General features: G+C 36.7%; 15 protein-coding genes, 1 pseudogene and 1 riboswitch. Of the genes and pseudogenes, 10 read left to right on the top strand and 6 right to left on the bottom strand.

The genetic code is table 11. The annotated features are described in order from the left end of the window. Window positions 1-34: 34 nt before the first annotated feature. A complete protein-coding gene (locus J2Z26_RS17440) occupies window positions 35-1,591 on the bottom strand; it encodes an ABC-F family ATP-binding cassette domain-containing protein (RefSeq protein WP_193539887.1) in 1,557 nt (518 codons plus the stop codon). Between the two features lie 259 nt (window positions 1,592-1,850). Beyond that, window positions 1,851-1,935: riboswitch (cyclic di-GMP riboswitch) on the top strand. 50 nt (window positions 1,936-1,985) lie between these two features. Between J2Z26_RS17440 and J2Z26_RS17435 the strand changes: the two genes are divergently transcribed. The 3 genes from J2Z26_RS17435 to J2Z26_RS17425 all read left to right on the top strand — a co-directional run bounded on the left by J2Z26_RS17435 (window position 1,986) and on the right by J2Z26_RS17425 (window position 4,655). Beyond that, entirely contained in the window at window positions 1,986-2,873 is an 888-nt protein-coding gene (locus J2Z26_RS17435; RefSeq protein ID WP_193539886.1) for an amidase, read from the top strand. A gap of 347 nt (window positions 2,874-3,220) precedes the next feature. Continuing rightward, on the top strand, window positions 3,221-4,015 hold the full coding sequence (locus J2Z26_RS17430) for a CPBP family intramembrane glutamic endopeptidase (protein ID WP_209794393.1): 795 nt from the start codon (window positions 3,221-3,223) through the stop codon (window positions 4,013-4,015). Window positions 4,016-4,025: 10 nt separating this feature from the next. Continuing rightward, entirely contained in the window at window positions 4,026-4,655 is a 630-nt protein-coding gene (locus tag J2Z26_RS17425; RefSeq protein ID WP_193539884.1) for a hypothetical protein, read from the top strand. A gap of 208 nt (window positions 4,656-4,863) precedes the next feature. Here the strand turns inward: J2Z26_RS17425 and spoIIP are convergent, their stop codons facing one another. Continuing rightward, complete coding sequence (gene spoIIP, locus J2Z26_RS17420; protein ID WP_193539883.1) at window positions 4,864-6,027, bottom strand: stage II sporulation protein P; 1,164 nt, start codon at window positions 6,025-6,027, stop codon at window positions 4,864-4,866. Window positions 6,028-6,229: 202 nt separating this feature from the next. On the opposite strand from spoIIP, the gene J2Z26_RS17415 reads away from it, so the two are divergent. From J2Z26_RS17415 to J2Z26_RS17400, 5 genes and pseudogenes are all read left to right on the top strand, one after another. Further along, window positions 6,230-6,637, top strand: coding sequence for a VWA-like domain-containing protein (locus J2Z26_RS17415; protein WP_193539882.1), 408 nt, complete (start codon window positions 6,230-6,232; stop codon window positions 6,635-6,637). A 168-nt stretch (window positions 6,638-6,805) separates the two neighbouring features. After that, window positions 6,806-8,146, top strand: a complete 1,341-nt coding sequence (locus J2Z26_RS17410; protein WP_193539881.1) for a polysaccharide biosynthesis protein — start codon at window positions 6,806-6,808, stop codon at window positions 8,144-8,146. A gap of 148 nt (window positions 8,147-8,294) precedes the next feature. Further along, window positions 8,295-8,426, top strand: a complete 132-nt coding sequence (locus J2Z26_RS22335) for an RAxF-45 family protein (protein WP_264467129.1) — start codon at window positions 8,295-8,297, stop codon at window positions 8,424-8,426. A gap of 178 nt (window positions 8,427-8,604) precedes the next feature. Continuing rightward, window positions 8,605-10,487 (top strand): annotated as a pseudogene (gene abc-f, locus J2Z26_RS17405) (ribosomal protection-like ABC-F family protein). A 67-nt stretch (window positions 10,488-10,554) separates the two neighbouring features. Next, the gene (locus tag J2Z26_RS17400; RefSeq protein ID WP_193539879.1) at window positions 10,555-11,337 is read left to right on the top strand and encodes an arylamine N-acetyltransferase; all 783 of its coding nucleotides are present in this window, start codon (window positions 10,555-10,557) and stop codon (window positions 11,335-11,337) included. A 159-nt stretch (window positions 11,338-11,496) separates the two neighbouring features. On the opposite strand, the gene mreBH is transcribed toward J2Z26_RS17400, so the two are convergent. Continuing rightward, on the bottom strand, window positions 11,497-12,504 hold the full coding sequence (gene mreBH / locus J2Z26_RS17395) for a rod-share determining protein MreBH (RefSeq protein WP_193539878.1): 1,008 nt from the start codon (window positions 12,502-12,504) through the stop codon (window positions 11,497-11,499). Window positions 12,505-12,676: 172 nt separating this feature from the next. Here mreBH and J2Z26_RS17390 point away from each other — a divergent pair, with 172 nt between their 5' ends. Further along, window positions 12,677-13,042: a DnaJ family domain-containing protein gene (locus J2Z26_RS17390; RefSeq protein ID WP_193539877.1), complete on the top strand. Its 366-nt coding sequence runs from the start codon at window positions 12,677-12,679 to the stop codon at window positions 13,040-13,042. 48 nt (window positions 13,043-13,090) lie between these two features. After that, a complete protein-coding gene (locus J2Z26_RS17385; RefSeq protein WP_193539876.1) occupies window positions 13,091-13,633 on the top strand; it encodes a GNAT family N-acetyltransferase in 543 nt (180 codons plus the stop codon). 24 nt (window positions 13,634-13,657) lie between these two features. Here J2Z26_RS17385 and J2Z26_RS17380 read toward each other — a convergent pair whose 3' ends face one another. The 3 genes from J2Z26_RS17380 to J2Z26_RS17370 all read right to left on the bottom strand — a co-directional run bounded on the left by J2Z26_RS17380 (window position 13,658) and on the right by J2Z26_RS17370 (window position 15,056). Continuing rightward, window positions 13,658-14,524: a metal-dependent hydrolase gene (locus J2Z26_RS17380; RefSeq protein ID WP_193539875.1), complete on the bottom strand. Its 867-nt coding sequence runs from the start codon at window positions 14,522-14,524 to the stop codon at window positions 13,658-13,660. An 86-nt stretch (window positions 14,525-14,610) separates the two neighbouring features. Next, the gene (locus J2Z26_RS17375) at window positions 14,611-14,766 is read right to left on the bottom strand and encodes a hypothetical protein (RefSeq protein ID WP_193539874.1); all 156 of its coding nucleotides are present in this window, start codon (window positions 14,764-14,766) and stop codon (window positions 14,611-14,613) included. A 62-nt stretch (window positions 14,767-14,828) separates the two neighbouring features. Continuing rightward, window positions 14,829-15,056: a DUF1128 domain-containing protein gene (locus J2Z26_RS17370; protein WP_193539873.1), complete on the bottom strand. Its 228-nt coding sequence runs from the start codon at window positions 15,054-15,056 to the stop codon at window positions 14,829-14,831. Window positions 15,057-15,155: the final 99 nt, after the last annotated feature.

The raw sequence follows: 15,155 nt of genomic DNA, 5'->3' as shown, positions 1-15,155 counted from the left end.
CAAAAAGCCCTCCACAATCAGTGGAGGGTTTTCATTATAGTAATTTAGTAGTCCATGACTCACAGTTCCAAATATCAGTAGCGATTTCTCTGTAGAATTCAGGTTCGTGGCTGATTAGAAGAACGCTGCCCTTGTACTCTTTTAAAGCACGTAACAGTTCATCTTTCGCGTCAACATCTAAGTGGTTCGTAGGCTCGTCAAAGATGAGAATATTAGATTCTCTGTTCATTAGCTTACATAAACGTACCTTTGCTTTTTCTCCTCCACTCAATACAGCAACCTTACTTTCAATATGCTTTGTCGTTAATCCGCATTTTGCTAATGCTGCACGGATCTCCGCTTGATTCATGGAAGGGAACTCACTCCATACTTCCTCAATACAAGTGTTTTGGTTCGATTCTCTAACCTCTTGTTCAAAGTAGCCAATATGTTGGTATTCACCAAGCTCGACCGCACCAGATAAAGGTCTGTTGATCCCTAAGATACTTTTAAGTAATGTTGTTTTACCTATACCATTTGCACCAACTAGCGCGATTTTTTGGCCACGCTCCATACGAAGGTTTAATGGTTTTGATAGTGGCTCATCATACCCAATAACAAGATCCTTCGTTTCAAAGATTAATTTTCCAGAAGAACGAGATTCTTTGAAATAAAACTCTGGTTTAGGTTTTTCTTTTGCAATCTCAATGATATCCATCTTATCTAATTTTTTCTGACGAGACATGGCCATATTTCTAGTCGAAACACGTGCTTTATTTCTAGCAACGAAGTCTTTAAGCTCATTAATTTCTTGCTGCTGTCTTTTATAGGCAGCTTCTAATTGGGATTTCTTCACTTCATGAACTGCTTTGAAGTTTTCATAATCACCAACATATCGGTTTAATTCTTGATTTTCCATATGATAAATCAAGTTAATAACACTGTTTAAGAATGGAATGTCATGCGAAATTAAGATAAACGCATTTTCATATTCTTGAAGATAACGTTTCAACCAAACAATGTGTGGTTCATCTAAATAGTTCGTTGGCTCGTCCAGTAACAGAATGTCAGGTTTTTCGAGAAGTAGCTTTGCTAGTAATACCTTTGTTCTTTGTCCACCACTTAAATCAGTAACATCTTTATCTAGACCGATATCTTCTAATCCAAGGGCACGACCGATTTCTTCCACTTTTGCATCAATAACATAGAAGTCGTTATTTGTAAGCGTATCTTGAATCGTACCAACTTCTTCAAGTAACTTTTCTAACTCTTCTGGTGTAGCTTCACCCATTTTGTTGTAAATCTCATTCATTTCTGCTTCGAGATCAAATAGGTATTTAAATGCTGTTTTTAGTACATCACGAATTGTTAACCCTTTTTCAAGAACAGTATGCTGGTCGAGATAGCCAACACGGACATTTCTTGACCATTCAACTTTTCCTTCATCCGGTTGTAGCTTTCTAGTAATAATATTCATGAAAGTAGATTTACCCTCACCGTTTGCACCGATTAATCCGATATGCTCACCTTTTAGTAGTCGAAAGGAAACATCATTGAAAATTGCACGATCACCAAAGCCGTGACTTAAGTTTTTAACAGTTAAAATACTCATGTTATTCCCCTTTAAAATGTTATAGTTCGTTCTATATAAATGCAGACACACTGCAAGCTATAAAAAATCACACATAATTGATTATATCCGAGAAAGCAAAGATTTTAAATTACTACTTTTAAATTATTATTGGGAAAGTTTAGGCTATGCATTAGGTGAATATTTTAAAATTCGACAATTGTCCACAAAATAGGACAGTAGTCCTGTATAGATTTTAATGAATAGCCTTTATAATATAGGATATAAGGACTAAATCCTTAACTGAAAAAGGCAAACTTGATGAAAGTCAAGGACGCAAAGCAATGGGCCTAAACGTGAAGACGCATGGCTGCCAGGCTACCAGACTCCTTTTAGAAGTGGGTCTTGGTACTCAAACTTTGAAGGAGTGGGGAAGATGAAGAAAAAGAGCACAGTAATTTTATGCATCTTATTGGTGATGATGATGGGTATTTTACCAAAACAAGGACAAGCAGTAACGTTTGAAGACGTACCAAGGTCGACTTGGCTATGGGATACAACAGAAATCATTAATAGTGGTGAGGAAATTCTTACTTTTTTAGTTGATAAGAAGGTAAAAGTAGTATATCTACAGGTTAATCCAACTGTTCCAACCGAAGCTTATAAAGCTTTTATTAGTCGTGCTCATGTCAACGGAATCCAAATCCATGCTTTAGATGGTGCGCCGAATTGGGTAGCGCCAAAGGGTATCAATCATCAAAGAGCTTTTTTTGCTTGGGTAAAGAATTACCAGGCCGGGGCTCTTGAGGCAGAACGTTTTACTGGAATACATCTTGATGTAGAGCCTTATTTATATAGTGGTTGGACATCAAATTATAAAAAAACAGTACTTTCTTATCAAACATTAATAAGCGAGGCTGTACTTGAGGCAGAACAACTTAATCTACCGATTGCATTTGACATCCCATTTTGGTTTGATGAAAAAACATATAATAATACGTACGGAAAAGGTAACTTGGCAAGCTGGGTTATACAAAAAGCAGGTCATGTCACTATTATGGCTTATAGAGATCAAGCACTAGGTCAGAATGGAATTATTGAACTAGTTAGGAATGAAATGAACGAAGCAAGAAAGTTGAATAAGCAAATAACTATCGCAGTTGAAACAACACCTTCTAGTGAAGCTAATTTTGTGACATTTTATGAAGAAGGTCCGGAGCATATGGAGCAGCAATTACGAATGGTCCGAGATCAATATGCAGATTACTCAAGTTTTTCGGGCTTTGCGATTCACTCGCTGGCTGGTTGGATGAATATGAAATGAAAATGGAAACCCCTGTAAGGCTTTTGCTTTGCAGGGGTTTTTGAATTGAGGGGTATTCTTGGTTTCGCGGACTGAGAGGCCGTTATATTAATCAAGTTCAAGGGTTTTGAGGACTTTTCGGACTGAGAAGCGCTTATTTATAAAAAAGTGGAAGAAAATAGCTGCAAAATCATGAAATAACGGTATTTGAGTCCGCGAACAGATAGAAAAGCTCCACTTTCGATTAAATAACGGCCTCTGAGTCCATTAAATAAACCAGTTTATCAAAATAGATAAATTGGCCCACTACATTGGGAATATATGTTATTCTGAGTGAAGAATACAATTGAATATAAGGGGAAATTGTGTTGCACAGAAACCTAATGTCTTTTTTAATAATGTATTTAATATTAACGAGTTACTTTCAACTTTTACCTTCAATCTTTACAATGTCTGATGTAGTAAGGTTTTTTCACCTAGTTCTGTTTTTTCCTTTAGCGTACGGTTTAGCAAAAGTAGTTTTGAAGACTGGATTTGAGGGTTATGGACTTGTGTTTTTTAGAGGCTGGCATAGGAACTTATTCATTGGTTTAGCGATAGGATTTATAGGATGGGTTTGTCTTTTTACACTTCAATTTATGATAGGAAGATACGAGTACATAGGGATTAAACCCGTTGGTGATGTTATTGTTATGCTTGTTATTATCATTGTAGGCTTTGGGCTGGGTTCTTTAATAAATGACATGATTGTACGTGGATTGGTTTTTCATCATTTTATGGGGAAACTTCCAGTTGGTGTGGTTATGCTTATCTCTATTACATTATATGCCCTGGATGATGCATGGTTAGAAGGATTAACATTACAAAATACTATTTTTTCAGTAGTTCTAGGCCTCAGTTTAACGTATGCTTTTTATAAGACAAAATCTATATGGGCAAACACAGGTATCCACCTAGGGTTAAATATCGTATATGGATTGTTTTTCGGAGTGTCAGGCAGGAGTGGAGATGGAGTTTTTATTTTTAATGATAACCAAATCAGCTCTTTGCTTAGCTCATGGTTATCGACCATCATTGCTTTTATGCTATTTATCATAGTTATTGCTGTGTTTAAATCAAAGAACGGAGTAGTGCTTTCTAAAATCCCGATTGAAAAGGGGTGAAAAAAGGATAATGGTTAGAGAGGAAGTCTATTTTTACTATATGGTAGGTGTGGGTTTGATACTTGCGGTAGCATTGTTTTACCATGCATACAACGTTCAAAAGAATAAAGGCTTTGTTTACGAATCTGAATGGTACTCTTTAATTTTTCTTTTGGTGACACTCTCCCAATTAGTTATTACTACACCGGAAGGAATCAGTAAAGCTCTTGTTACAGGTTTATTTATAGCTTTTTACATCATCGTCCTATTTGGACAGCTTTATTTTATAGGAAAAAGGTTCACGGTATTTGAAAGTAATAAGTCTGAGATTGTTGGAATTTTACGAGAGGCACTAGATATATTAGACATAGCCTATGAAGAAAAAGAGGATGTAGAGGCAGGGAAATTTCAATTTTTACTATCAGACCAGTCAGCTAAAATAGTAATTAGTTGGTGGGCAGAGGATTCTAAGAAGTATACTTTATCCTTTAGTAAATGGTGGAGAATGACATCTTATGATTTAATACTGCAACATTTAACAGAAACATTATTACAGAAACGTGAAACTAAGATATTTAAAAAACAGCTTATTCTAAATGTTATTGGCGGATTAAGTTTCCTTCTGCTTTTTAGTTATTTTGCGAGTAGGGTAGCAGGGTAATTGCATATTTAATTCATGTCAAAAGCGCCAGGTAACCCTAGCGCTTTTTAAATTGGTTTCTCATTTATTCTTTAAAGTAATTTCAATCAAGCTCTTACAGCACATGATCATACCTGAACATAAACAGCCAAGGACAATGGTAAATGATAAATAGAGGAAGGCTAACAGTGTGGATATAAACATCCAACTCAGCCAAAAATATAACTCTTTATTCATCGGCATTCACTTTTTCATTGGCCCAGTAAAAGTCACTGATTACCTTTGCCAACGCGTCGACGGTGTTTTGTAATTCACGAATGTCATTGTCTACTCCACCAAGCTCTAATACAAGTGCTTTTGAGGATAGGTCTTGATTGTAAACGCCATTTCCTGTATCTGTTCCTTTTTCAATGATCCCTCTACTTAAACCTGGAAAGTGGTCATTTAACGATTCGTGTAAGGCAGTAGCAAATGCTAAATTTTTATCATAGTTACTGTGACCTTTTCCGATTACAAACATGATTCTTGCGTACGGTTCATTGTTTATCGTGGTTGTTGTGTCTTTTTTTCTTTTCGCATCTCGATGTAAATCAATAAAGTATTCTAATTCATTATTTGAAGCCAGTGCTGATTGGACGAGTTCACGAGATAAGTCATAGGATTGATGATATGCCCAGCCCTTTTCTTCAAGTAATTTTCCCATGTTTGATTTGTCTACTACTGCCCCAATACTATAGCTTTCAAGCTTTTTAGCAAACATTTCACCAATGATTGTAATATTTGTTTTAGAGTCAAATGCTTTATTTTCATCGGGGTCATTGGTTAATCCGAGTAAAGGTAAGAAAGACTCAGAGCTATGAGTATGATAGATAAAGAATTTTTTATGTATAGGTGTAGTAGTTGGGGGAGTTCTCGTTGTCTCTTCTTCCTTCAACTCCTTTAGCTGTTCTTCAGCCATTTCGCGTTCTTGTAACAATACCTCTAGTGGAGGAGCAGATTCGATAGGAAGTGTTGTGAAATCTGTACCTTCCCCTGCAACGAGTATTTTTGAGTCGTAAAACCTATACCCTGGTAACTCGTTCCCGATAAGACTGCGTATATCATCGAAATTAACATTTGTCATCATTTTAAAAATCGTAGACGAAATTGGAAGTGATTGATGCTGCTGGGATAAAACTTGATTAATATGATGATTTTCAAGTGAATAGAGTTTAACAAGCATTTCTGTTGGTGCAATTTGAATGGTTTGGTCAACTTGTCCAATGTTCAAATAGTCCTTTTTTACAATAGATAAAGCCGATGCGATTAGAAAGAAGCTCACGACAACCATAAGAGATATCATAAATAGTCTTAGTAAGGGAAATGGGCGATCAGTACTATAAACATTTTTCATAGTAATCCCACCTTTTAGTGGTATGTTTTTTTGTCCACCTTGCTATTGAATCAATATGCTTCATTTCATACCTTTAGACTATTTTTTAAAGATTTACGTACAATTCCTTTTGGATTGGTTAATATTCTTTAAATAGCGACATATTTCAATTTTAACTGCACAAAATATATTTGCTTCACAAAATGATGAAGGAGTGATTCGTGTGAGATGGCAGCGTTCTTTGATGAATCTGATAAAAGAGCGACAATCAAAATCAGTAGCATTAGCAGTGGACACTTCGACAAATCAAACTCGAACGATTTTAATTAACAATATCGTTAAGTTTGTTGGCGAGCTAAAACCTGATGTGAAACTAGTCCAAGCCGATTTTAAAATTAGAAGTATCACTCCTATTCAAGAAGCAAACATTAAGTACTATACACACGGAAAATCCTCTTATACTGAGGTACTGGAATGGGCTGAAAAAGAGAAAATAGACACCTTATTTTACATTACTGACGTCACTGGTTACTTCTATGAAGACCTTGATGTGAAAGTAGAAACATTTTGGTTAGTTCCTGATGACTATGTTCCTAAGGTTCCATTCGGTAAAGCAATAAAAGTAGCATAATAGGTACTAAATGCATTGGTGTATAACCAATGCATTTCCAGTTTTAAGAGATAGATGCCTCGTGAGTTCTTCAAAAAGAAATCCATTTTTTCAAATTCCATAAAATAATCTCAAGACTTGTCTCATATCTTATTTAATACAAATAGATTAAATATGAGGAGAGACAGCATGAATTCGTTTTTTAAAGGGACATTATTATTAGTCTTGGCAGCTTTTTTTAGTGAGTGCATTGAGTTCTTAGTAAATATGGTTCTTGCGAAACAACTGGGGGAAGAGGGAATAGGCTTATATATGTCAATCCTGCCTGTGATGTTCCTTGTGGTTATTCTTGCAAGCTTAGAATTGCCAATCTCAATATCTAAGTTCATCGCCGAAAAGGAGCAGGAATATCATCTTAGCCTGTTAAAGCATGCAACAGTACTAGCTGTTATTGCGACAGTCGCACTTACGATTATTGCTGCAGTTATTTTACCGTTCATTCCGATCTTTGATGAGTATCATCCTCTTGCTCGGTGGTTATTTATATTGCTCATCCCAATTATTGCTTTTTCTTCTTTAGCTCGGGGGTACTTCATGGGGTTGCACCATATGGGGAAAATTGCATTTTCTAATTTTCTTCGAAAGATTGTTCAGTTATCGCTACTAGTAGGCATTTATCAACTATTTCATTTTGAAAGAGATACGGCTCTACTCATTGCATTGGGAACGTTAGTAGCAACTGAGTTTGTTGTATTCATCTATCTAATACAAGCTTATTTTATAAAGGTGAGATCAAGTAGAAAGCTACCTAGACAACATGTCGGCGTCAAAGAAGCACGAATGAGTATTTTATCAGTGTCAGTACCAACTACGGCGCTTCGTATTTTTCATGCAATGTCTCATGCAGTGCAACCTTTTTTAATTAAAGCTGCACTTGTATCTGCTGGTGTTACAGGTACACTTGCAACTGAACAATTTGGATTATTAGCAGGTGTGGCCATGACGATAGGCTTTTTTCCGGCATTTATCGCTCATTCATTACTTATTGTCTTAATACCAACGGTTTCAGAAGCATACTCGAAGAGAGACATAGCTAGATTAAATAAGTTGCTCGTTCAAGTTATGCTGTTAACTCTAGCCTATGGTGTACCAGCTGTGGCGATCTGTTACTTTTTTGCTCAGCCATTAACGAGTTTATTTTTTGAATCTACTACCGCAGCAATGTATTTGAAATTACTGTGGCCATATTTTTTGTTTCATTTCTTTGTTATACCAATGCAAGCCTTTTTAATTGGACTGGGCTTAGTAAAAGATGCCTTTGTACATACAGTTTGGTCAACGATCTATTCCTTCTTGATTATGTTCATTCTTGGCTCCATGCACCAATTTCAAATGCAGGGGATCATTATCGGAATGAACGCAGGAGTTGTTTTACTATCACTCATGCACTACATGACCATCTGCAAAAAAATCGACATACCACTCACACTAAGAAAACGAACCCTAACACCCACTGCACTAAAGCGTTAATTGAGCGGGGGTCAGGCCCCCGGTGCGATGGCGCGTTACCTTAGCGGGGGACTGACCCCCGGCGCTTTAGAGTGTTAAAGGGTGTTGTAATTATTTCCAGTTCACTATATAATGTAAGTAACTATTGGATTAAAGGAGGTGTAATGAGATGAGTCGTTCTGTTGTTATTCGCGGGCAATTTTTAGAATTTATTTATATTTGCCGTGCGATTTTTCATGCTTTTGCTGTTAACGGGATACGTATGTCCTTTTTTAGCAACTGCATAGCAACACAACGATAAGAAATCTCTTGCACAATATCCTTTAAATCGGAAAATTTGAGAGAGCTTATTTTGCTCTCTCTTTTTTGTATCGATTGATAAATAGAAACCAGAAGTGTTTCGATTTTTACAAAGGTCATGGGTGAGTTGTATCTTACCCTGGCCTTTTTTTAATAACTATTAGATAGGAGAATACACAATGATCGTATGTAATGTACATGAAATAAGTAAAATGTTCGGTGGAAATCTTGTGTTTGAAGGAATCTCATTCGAAGTTCATGAGAATGACAGAGTAGGGATAGTGGGACGTAATGGAGGTGGAAAGACAACCATTTTTCAACTATTAGCAGGACTGGAAGCTCCAGATAATGGACAGATTCACTTTCGTAAAGGGCTTAAAGTTGGCTATTTAGCTCAAATCCCAGAATTTCCTGATGACACACTTGTTCAAGATGTGTTAATGAGTGCTTTTACAGAAGTAAAAGGTCTTGAAGAAAAGATGAAAGACATAGAGCAACAAATGGCGAGTGAAAAAGATGAGAATGCTCTTGAAAAACTCGTAGTAAAATATGGTGATATACAGGAACAATTCACTCGCCTTGGTGGATATGAAATAGAAGCCAATTTAATGAGAATTGCATCTGGTTTAGAAATAGACCCCATGTTAAATCAAGTTTTTTCGAAACTGAGTGGAGGAGAAAAAACAAAAGTATGTTTAGGGTTAATTCTACTTCAAGCCCCGGATTTATTGCTTTTAGATGAGCCATCAAACCATCTTGATATTTTGGCAGTCGAGTGGCTAGAGTCATTCTTAAAGGATTACCAGGGTGCAGTTGTTGTCATTTCACATGACCGTTATTTTTTAGATGAAGTTGTAACAAAAGTGATTGAATTAGAAGACGGTGAGTTAACCGTTTATCATACAAATTACACTGATTTTCTAAAGGAAAAGGAAGAAAGACTACTATTAGAATTTCAAGCATACCAAGAGCAACAGAAAAAAATTAAGAAAATGAAAGAAACGATTAAACGATTAAGAGAATGGGCTAACCAAGCCAATCCACCTAATGCAGGATTACATCGTCGAGCAAGAAGTATGGAAAAAGCCTTAGAAAGAATTGAAAAATTAAAACGTCCTATTTTAGACAGGAAAAAGATGGGCCTACAATTTGAATCTGCATCTAGAAGTGGAAAGGATGTTATTGTTGTAAAAGACGTATCAACTGCTTTTGGTGAGAAAGTATTATTAAAAAATGCCAACATGACCTTGCATTTCGGAGAGCGTGCAGCGATTGTAGGACAAAATGGTACCGGAAAGTCTACATTACTGAAACAAATCTTAAGAGAGGTTCCAACGCAAAATGGAGAGATATCTGTAGGAGGAAGTGTAAGGATTGGCTACCTATCACAGCACGTCCACGCGAAAGACCCAAATCAAACAGTGATAGAGGCATTTCGGGATGAAGTACATGTAAATGAAGGAGATGCTCGTCATATATTAGCAGCATTTTTATTCTACGGGCATGCGGTTTTCAGAAAGGTGAACCAATTAAGCGGAGGAGAAAGGATGAGATTACGCCTAGCTCAGTTGATGTATCAAAATGTAAATCTTCTCATCCTAGATGAACCGACAAATCACTTAGATATAGAATCAAAAGAAGTGCTAGAAGATGCATTGGAGGATTACTCAGGTACCATTCTGGCAGTATCCCATGATCGTTATTTTCTAAATAAATTATTTAAAAAACATACTGGATCAGAAATCAAACTTTATATAACTTTGTTGGAAACTATGATTGGGCTAAACGTAAACTAAATGAACAGACACAGGAAACAGAATTAGTCGCGGAAGTTAAAGTTACGCAAGAGAAGAGCGTGAAGCAAAAGACTACTAATCAATCTTATAAAACGAATGAAATTGAAACGAAGTTAGAAGAGGTAGAAAGAATATTATATGATTTGGAGCAAGCATTGCATAAGGAACAAGACCTTCAAAAGCTCCAAACCTTATTTGAGCAAAAAAGTGTGCTGGAAGGAACACGGGAAGAATTATATGAAAAGTTAGAGGAACTGTTAGCTTAAGATAGATTAAAAGGGGAGGGTGAACACATCGCACTCCCTGATAAAGGTGTGAAGGGAGATAAGGGAATTGGATGATAAATACTATGTAGAAAAATTTCTGTCATTTCTTGAGGTTGAGGGAAGCAATCCAGACCTACCATTTCTAAACGAATTAACGAAGTCACATCAGTTAAAAGTGACATGGGAAAATTTATCTAAGATTGTAGACTATGAAAAAGGTTTTGCTACTGAGAATTTCCTGCCTCCTATAGATGTGTATATAAATAGAGTTGTAGACCAAGGAGGGGGTGGAACCTGTTGGACTCTTGCAGTTGGGTTTAAATGGTTGTTGGAAAAACTAGGGTACGAGGTACATTACCTCTATATGGACCATGGTCATCTATGCTTACGAGTGGAACTTGAGCAACCTTACTATGTAGACGTGGGATATACAGCACCCTTGTTTAAGGCATATCCTCTGTTTAAGTCTTTTACGGTAAAAAACGACCGAGAAATTTTTGTCTTTGATGTCCAACAAGATAAAATAGAGGTTACAAGAACCCCGGGTCCTTTTAAAACCTTATCCACTAAACCAGTAAGCCTTGAGTTCTTACACCCGGTATTCTTAGAATCAAACCATTGGGAGACAGGAAAGATGCTTAAGGACTTACTTGTGTTCGGATATATTGATGGTGTGCCTACATCCTTAACAACAAACACATTAAAACAATTTCTCCCAGATCAAGTTGTTACCACTACCTTAACAGATGAGGAAGTAGTAGATGTGATTCAAACATTTAAGATTGATAGTAATCTTTACTTGCAAGCAAAGGAAATTTTCCAAAGAAGGCAATTAAAAAAACAAGATTAAAAGGGTGTCAGAAATTGTCCTGACACCCTTTCGCCGTTTTGCTCCATCGCCTAGCCCCTCGAGGTCAAATAATCTTCGCCCAAAAAGTCACAGTGCAGACTTTTAGGGCACAGAACATTTGCTTATTGGAGCTGAACAAGGCGCTTTCGCTTTTGATTATTATTTTGCAATTCTTTCAAGTGTTTTAATGATACTCAATGATTTTCCTGTTCCGATCGCAACGGCTTCTTGTGGATTTGGTGATAAATGAACAGGTACAAAAATCTCATCTTTCATCCAGTCGGTGAGTCCTTTAAGAAGTGCACCGCCTCCTGTTAAGATAACACCTCTGTCAACAATGTCACCGCTTAGTTCAGGTGGACAATCCTCTAGAGTAGCGCGTACCGCTTCTAGTATTTGTAATAATGATTCTTTCAATATCTCTCGTATCTCATAAGAGTTCAGTTCAATCGTTTTTGGCAAGCCAGTTAGAAGATCTCTTCCTCTAACCTGCATTTTCAATACCTCATGGTCAATAAGTGCATAGCCAATCTCAATCTTGATCTGCTCGGCTGTGCGATCTCCAATTAAGATATTGTAATTTTTTCGTACAGCTTGAATAATGTCCTCATCCATTTTGTCGCCACCTGTTCGGATAGAGTGGCATGTAACAACACCACCAAAAGAGATGATGGCAACTTCGGTCGTTCCACCACCGATATCAACTACCACATTGGCTACCGGTTCATCAACCGGTAAGTTTGATCCGATTGCTGCTGCAACAGGCTCTTCAATAAGAAATACCTGCTTCGCTCCACAGTTTTTAATGGCATCTTGGATCGCTCTACGTTCAACAGAGGTTGCGCCAGACGGTGTACAAACAACAACATTTGGTTTGCGGAAGGTGAATCCTAAAATCTGTGTTGCTTTTTTCATGAAATGACGCAACATTTCTGTCGTTAAGTTGTAGTCAGCAATAACACCCTGTTTCAAGGGTCTTACCGCGACAATTTTTTCAGGTGTTTTACCAATCATTAACTTCGCATCCGTTCCAACAGCAACTACCTTCTTTGTTTCTGTATCAACGGCAACAACTGATGGCTCGTTTATAATAATTCCTTTGTTTTTACAATACACTAAAACATTTGCAGTTCCTAAATCAATACCAATTTCCATATTATTTAACATCATTCTCATCCTCCAAAGAGTTCGAATTTCATAAATTATTCTTTTGAAAACGTCGATTTATGGGGGTAGCTGTCGAAAGAAGTCTTTCACAATATTGTCGCAATTCTTTTAAAAATACTAAGTAAACATTATGAGTACAGTGTAAAATAAAGGTATGGAAGGAGTGAGTTTAATGGATTTTTCATCAATTGTTTCTGAAGATAAAATTAGACGAGCAATAAAAGATGGTGAGTTTGACAATTTGCCAGGAAAAGGTAAGCCTTTAAAGCTTGAGGACTTATCGTCCATTCCCGAAAGTCTCCGAATCGCCTACAAGGTCATGAAAAACGCAGGGATGCTCGAGGAAAGTGAAATTAGGAAAGAACTAATGAGCATCGAAGACCTCCTTAGAGCATGTGAAGATGAAGAACAAAAAGTCATTTTAACGAAAAAACTAAACGAAAAACTCCTTAGATTAAACGACGTAATGAAAAAAAGAAATACATCTAATTCAGCTGTTTTTAAAGATTATCAAATGAAGATTCACAACAAATTTTAAAGAAAGTTTTCGACATTTGCCACTAACATGTCGAACATGGGGAGAGCTATGAGCACGATTCTTGAGAATGAAAGTTTACGAATCCGCAACCTTACGGAAGAAGATGCTAGCTTGCTAGCTAAATGGTTAACGGATGAAAGAGTATTAGAGTTTTATGAGGGTAGAGATAACCCACATGATCTAAAAAAGGTGAAAGAAGTGTTTTTTCATAAAATGGACCGTGGTATAACGCCTTGTATAATTGAATACAACGGTCTACCAATCGGATACCTGCAATTTTATCCTTCAACTATAGAGGATAAAGAGCAATACAATTATCCTGTAGAAGAGCCTATCTATGGAATGGATCAGTTTATCGGGGAACCAGAGTTTTGGAATAGAGGGATTGGATCTGAACTAGTTAGTAAGGTTGGCGATTTTTTGATTGATAGCGGGTTGGCGTCTAGGGTCATTATGGATCCTCAGGCACGAAATGAACGGGCCATTCGTTGCTATGAAAAATGTGGATTTGTTAAGGTGAAGTATCTTCCTGAGCAGGAGCTCCATGAAGGGGTTATGCAGGACTGTTGGTTGATGGAATATAAAAAATAACCAGAGAACCCCAAGGTAATCTGGTTATTGCTTTTCAATGTATTCAAATAAAAAGGATTGGCCACCTCTGTAAAATCGAGGGTCGTATACGCCAAGTCGTTCGTCATCATCCACAACTACGACAAAAGGAGACCACTGATATAATGTTTTTGCCTCTGGTCGCTCACTAAATAGCTGATCAAGGTTAGCATCTTCCTGGGATTCAAGGGTATGCTTATGGGTAGCCCCTGTAAATAAAGAAACATCCTTAATTTCAACAACATTTTCTTTTTTCCCGATAATCGAATAATTCCATGGTATGAAGCTTGCGGAAAGGGCTAATTGATCATATTCCTTTTCATGTTCATTGTAGATTAAGTAGCCTTGTGCAGACTGAATGCTCACATGCAAAATCATAAGGATCCATGCAAGCTTAAAAATCCGATGCTTATTTTCTTTTGCGTACCTCGTAAAAATAAAAGCCCCAATCATAATGGTCCAGTAGACAAAATCAATAATTGGTATGGTTCCGAATGTAATCCGCATCTGTGAAATAGGTTCGAAATATCCGGTCCCCCAGGCGTTAAACAAGTCAGCTGTATTATGTATAAAAACAGCAACAAGCCCAGTATAAAAGATTCGTTTATCCTTAACTTTAAAAAGTAAGTAGCATAGTCCCCAAATAAGAAGTGCCCAGAGTGGTACTAAAAAAAGAGAATGAGTGATTCCTCTATGCCACATTTGATACATTCCTTCAGAATCCCAGAGCTGTGAAACGACATCTATATCCGGAATTTGACTTCCGACAATGGAGGTTATGAACAACGATCGTTTCATATCCTTATCCATACCTTTTTTATCAATTGATCCATATAAAGTTAAACCGAACATGGTATGTGTTATTGTATCCAAATGTAGTCACCTCTAGATAATTATATCTTGTAACAGCAAAAAACAAAAAAATTACCTACCAAAATATAGGTAGGTAATTCAAATTTCTATTTTTGATTCGGTGGATCTTGGTCCTTAGGCAATGGGTCAACATAATAGGAATCTCTAGAATCAAGAGGTCCTTTTAGGGTATAAAGTAAAAACACAACAGTAATCATTAGAAAGAAAACCAACCCTAAAGTAGTAAGCCACATTCCAACCATTTGATCACTCCCCTTTATTAACTTATATGCAGGGGAATGATAAAATTTCACTGAATTATGTATTATAACCCTTTACGTAGAGATCCTAGTTCCTCAACGATGGCTTGCATTTCATTTGGACTAAAAGATGCCTTTTTCATGACCAAGTCATAAATATCTCTTAGCTCTTCGTACATTTCCTCGTTGAAATGAGATGGTTTAATTGCTCCTAGATTTAATACTTTTAATTTTTCTTTTATTTGTTCAATCATATACTCTACGTTCTCAACAGATTTTTGAGTTAAATCCATGGTTACATTCCTTTCTATACTACAGTTATCTTTATATTGTATCATGTTCCATAATGGGAATATATATTAGGAGGATGAAATTGTTAATAATCAATGGTA

Source organism: Cytobacillus luteolus, assembly GCF_017873715.1.
GTDB lineage: Bacteria > Bacillota > Bacilli > Bacillales > Bacillaceae_L > Bacillus_BV > Bacillus_BV luteola.
The sequence above is the reverse complement of the archived record's forward strand: the minus strand, read 5'-3'. Positions and strand labels throughout refer to the sequence as shown.

Excerpts from the sequence above, each read along its gene's own strand:
- J2Z26_RS17440 (WP_193539887.1), bottom strand. The coding sequence starts at position 1,591 with ATGAGTATTTTAACTGTTAAAAACTTAAGTCACGGCTTTGGTGATCGT.
- spoIIP (WP_193539883.1), bottom strand. The coding sequence starts at position 6,027 with ATGAAAAATGTTTATAGTACTGATCGCCCATTTCCCTTACTAAGACTA.
- J2Z26_RS17370 (WP_193539873.1), bottom strand. The coding sequence starts at position 15,056 with ATGGATTTAACTCAAAAATCTGTTGAGAACGTAGAGTATATGATTGAA.
- J2Z26_RS17425 (WP_193539884.1), top strand. The coding sequence starts at position 4,026 with ATGGTTAGAGAGGAAGTCTATTTTTACTATATGGTAGGTGTGGGTTTG.
- J2Z26_RS17435 (WP_193539886.1), top strand. The coding sequence starts at position 1,986 with ATGAAGAAAAAGAGCACAGTAATTTTATGCATCTTATTGGTGATGATG.
- mreBH (WP_193539878.1), bottom strand. The coding sequence starts at position 12,504 with ATGTTAAATAATATGGAAATTGGTATTGATTTAGGAACTGCAAATGTT.
- J2Z26_RS17390 (WP_193539877.1), top strand. The coding sequence starts at position 12,677 with ATGGATTTTTCATCAATTGTTTCTGAAGATAAAATTAGACGAGCAATA.
- J2Z26_RS17410 (WP_193539881.1), top strand. The coding sequence starts at position 6,806 with ATGAATTCGTTTTTTAAAGGGACATTATTATTAGTCTTGGCAGCTTTT.
- J2Z26_RS22335 (WP_264467129.1), top strand. The coding sequence starts at position 8,295 with ATGAGTCGTTCTGTTGTTATTCGCGGGCAATTTTTAGAATTTATTTAT.
- J2Z26_RS17375 (WP_193539874.1), bottom strand. The coding sequence starts at position 14,766 with ATGGTTGGAATGTGGCTTACTACTTTAGGGTTGGTTTTCTTTCTAATG.
- J2Z26_RS17385 (WP_193539876.1), top strand. The coding sequence starts at position 13,091 with ATGAGCACGATTCTTGAGAATGAAAGTTTACGAATCCGCAACCTTACG.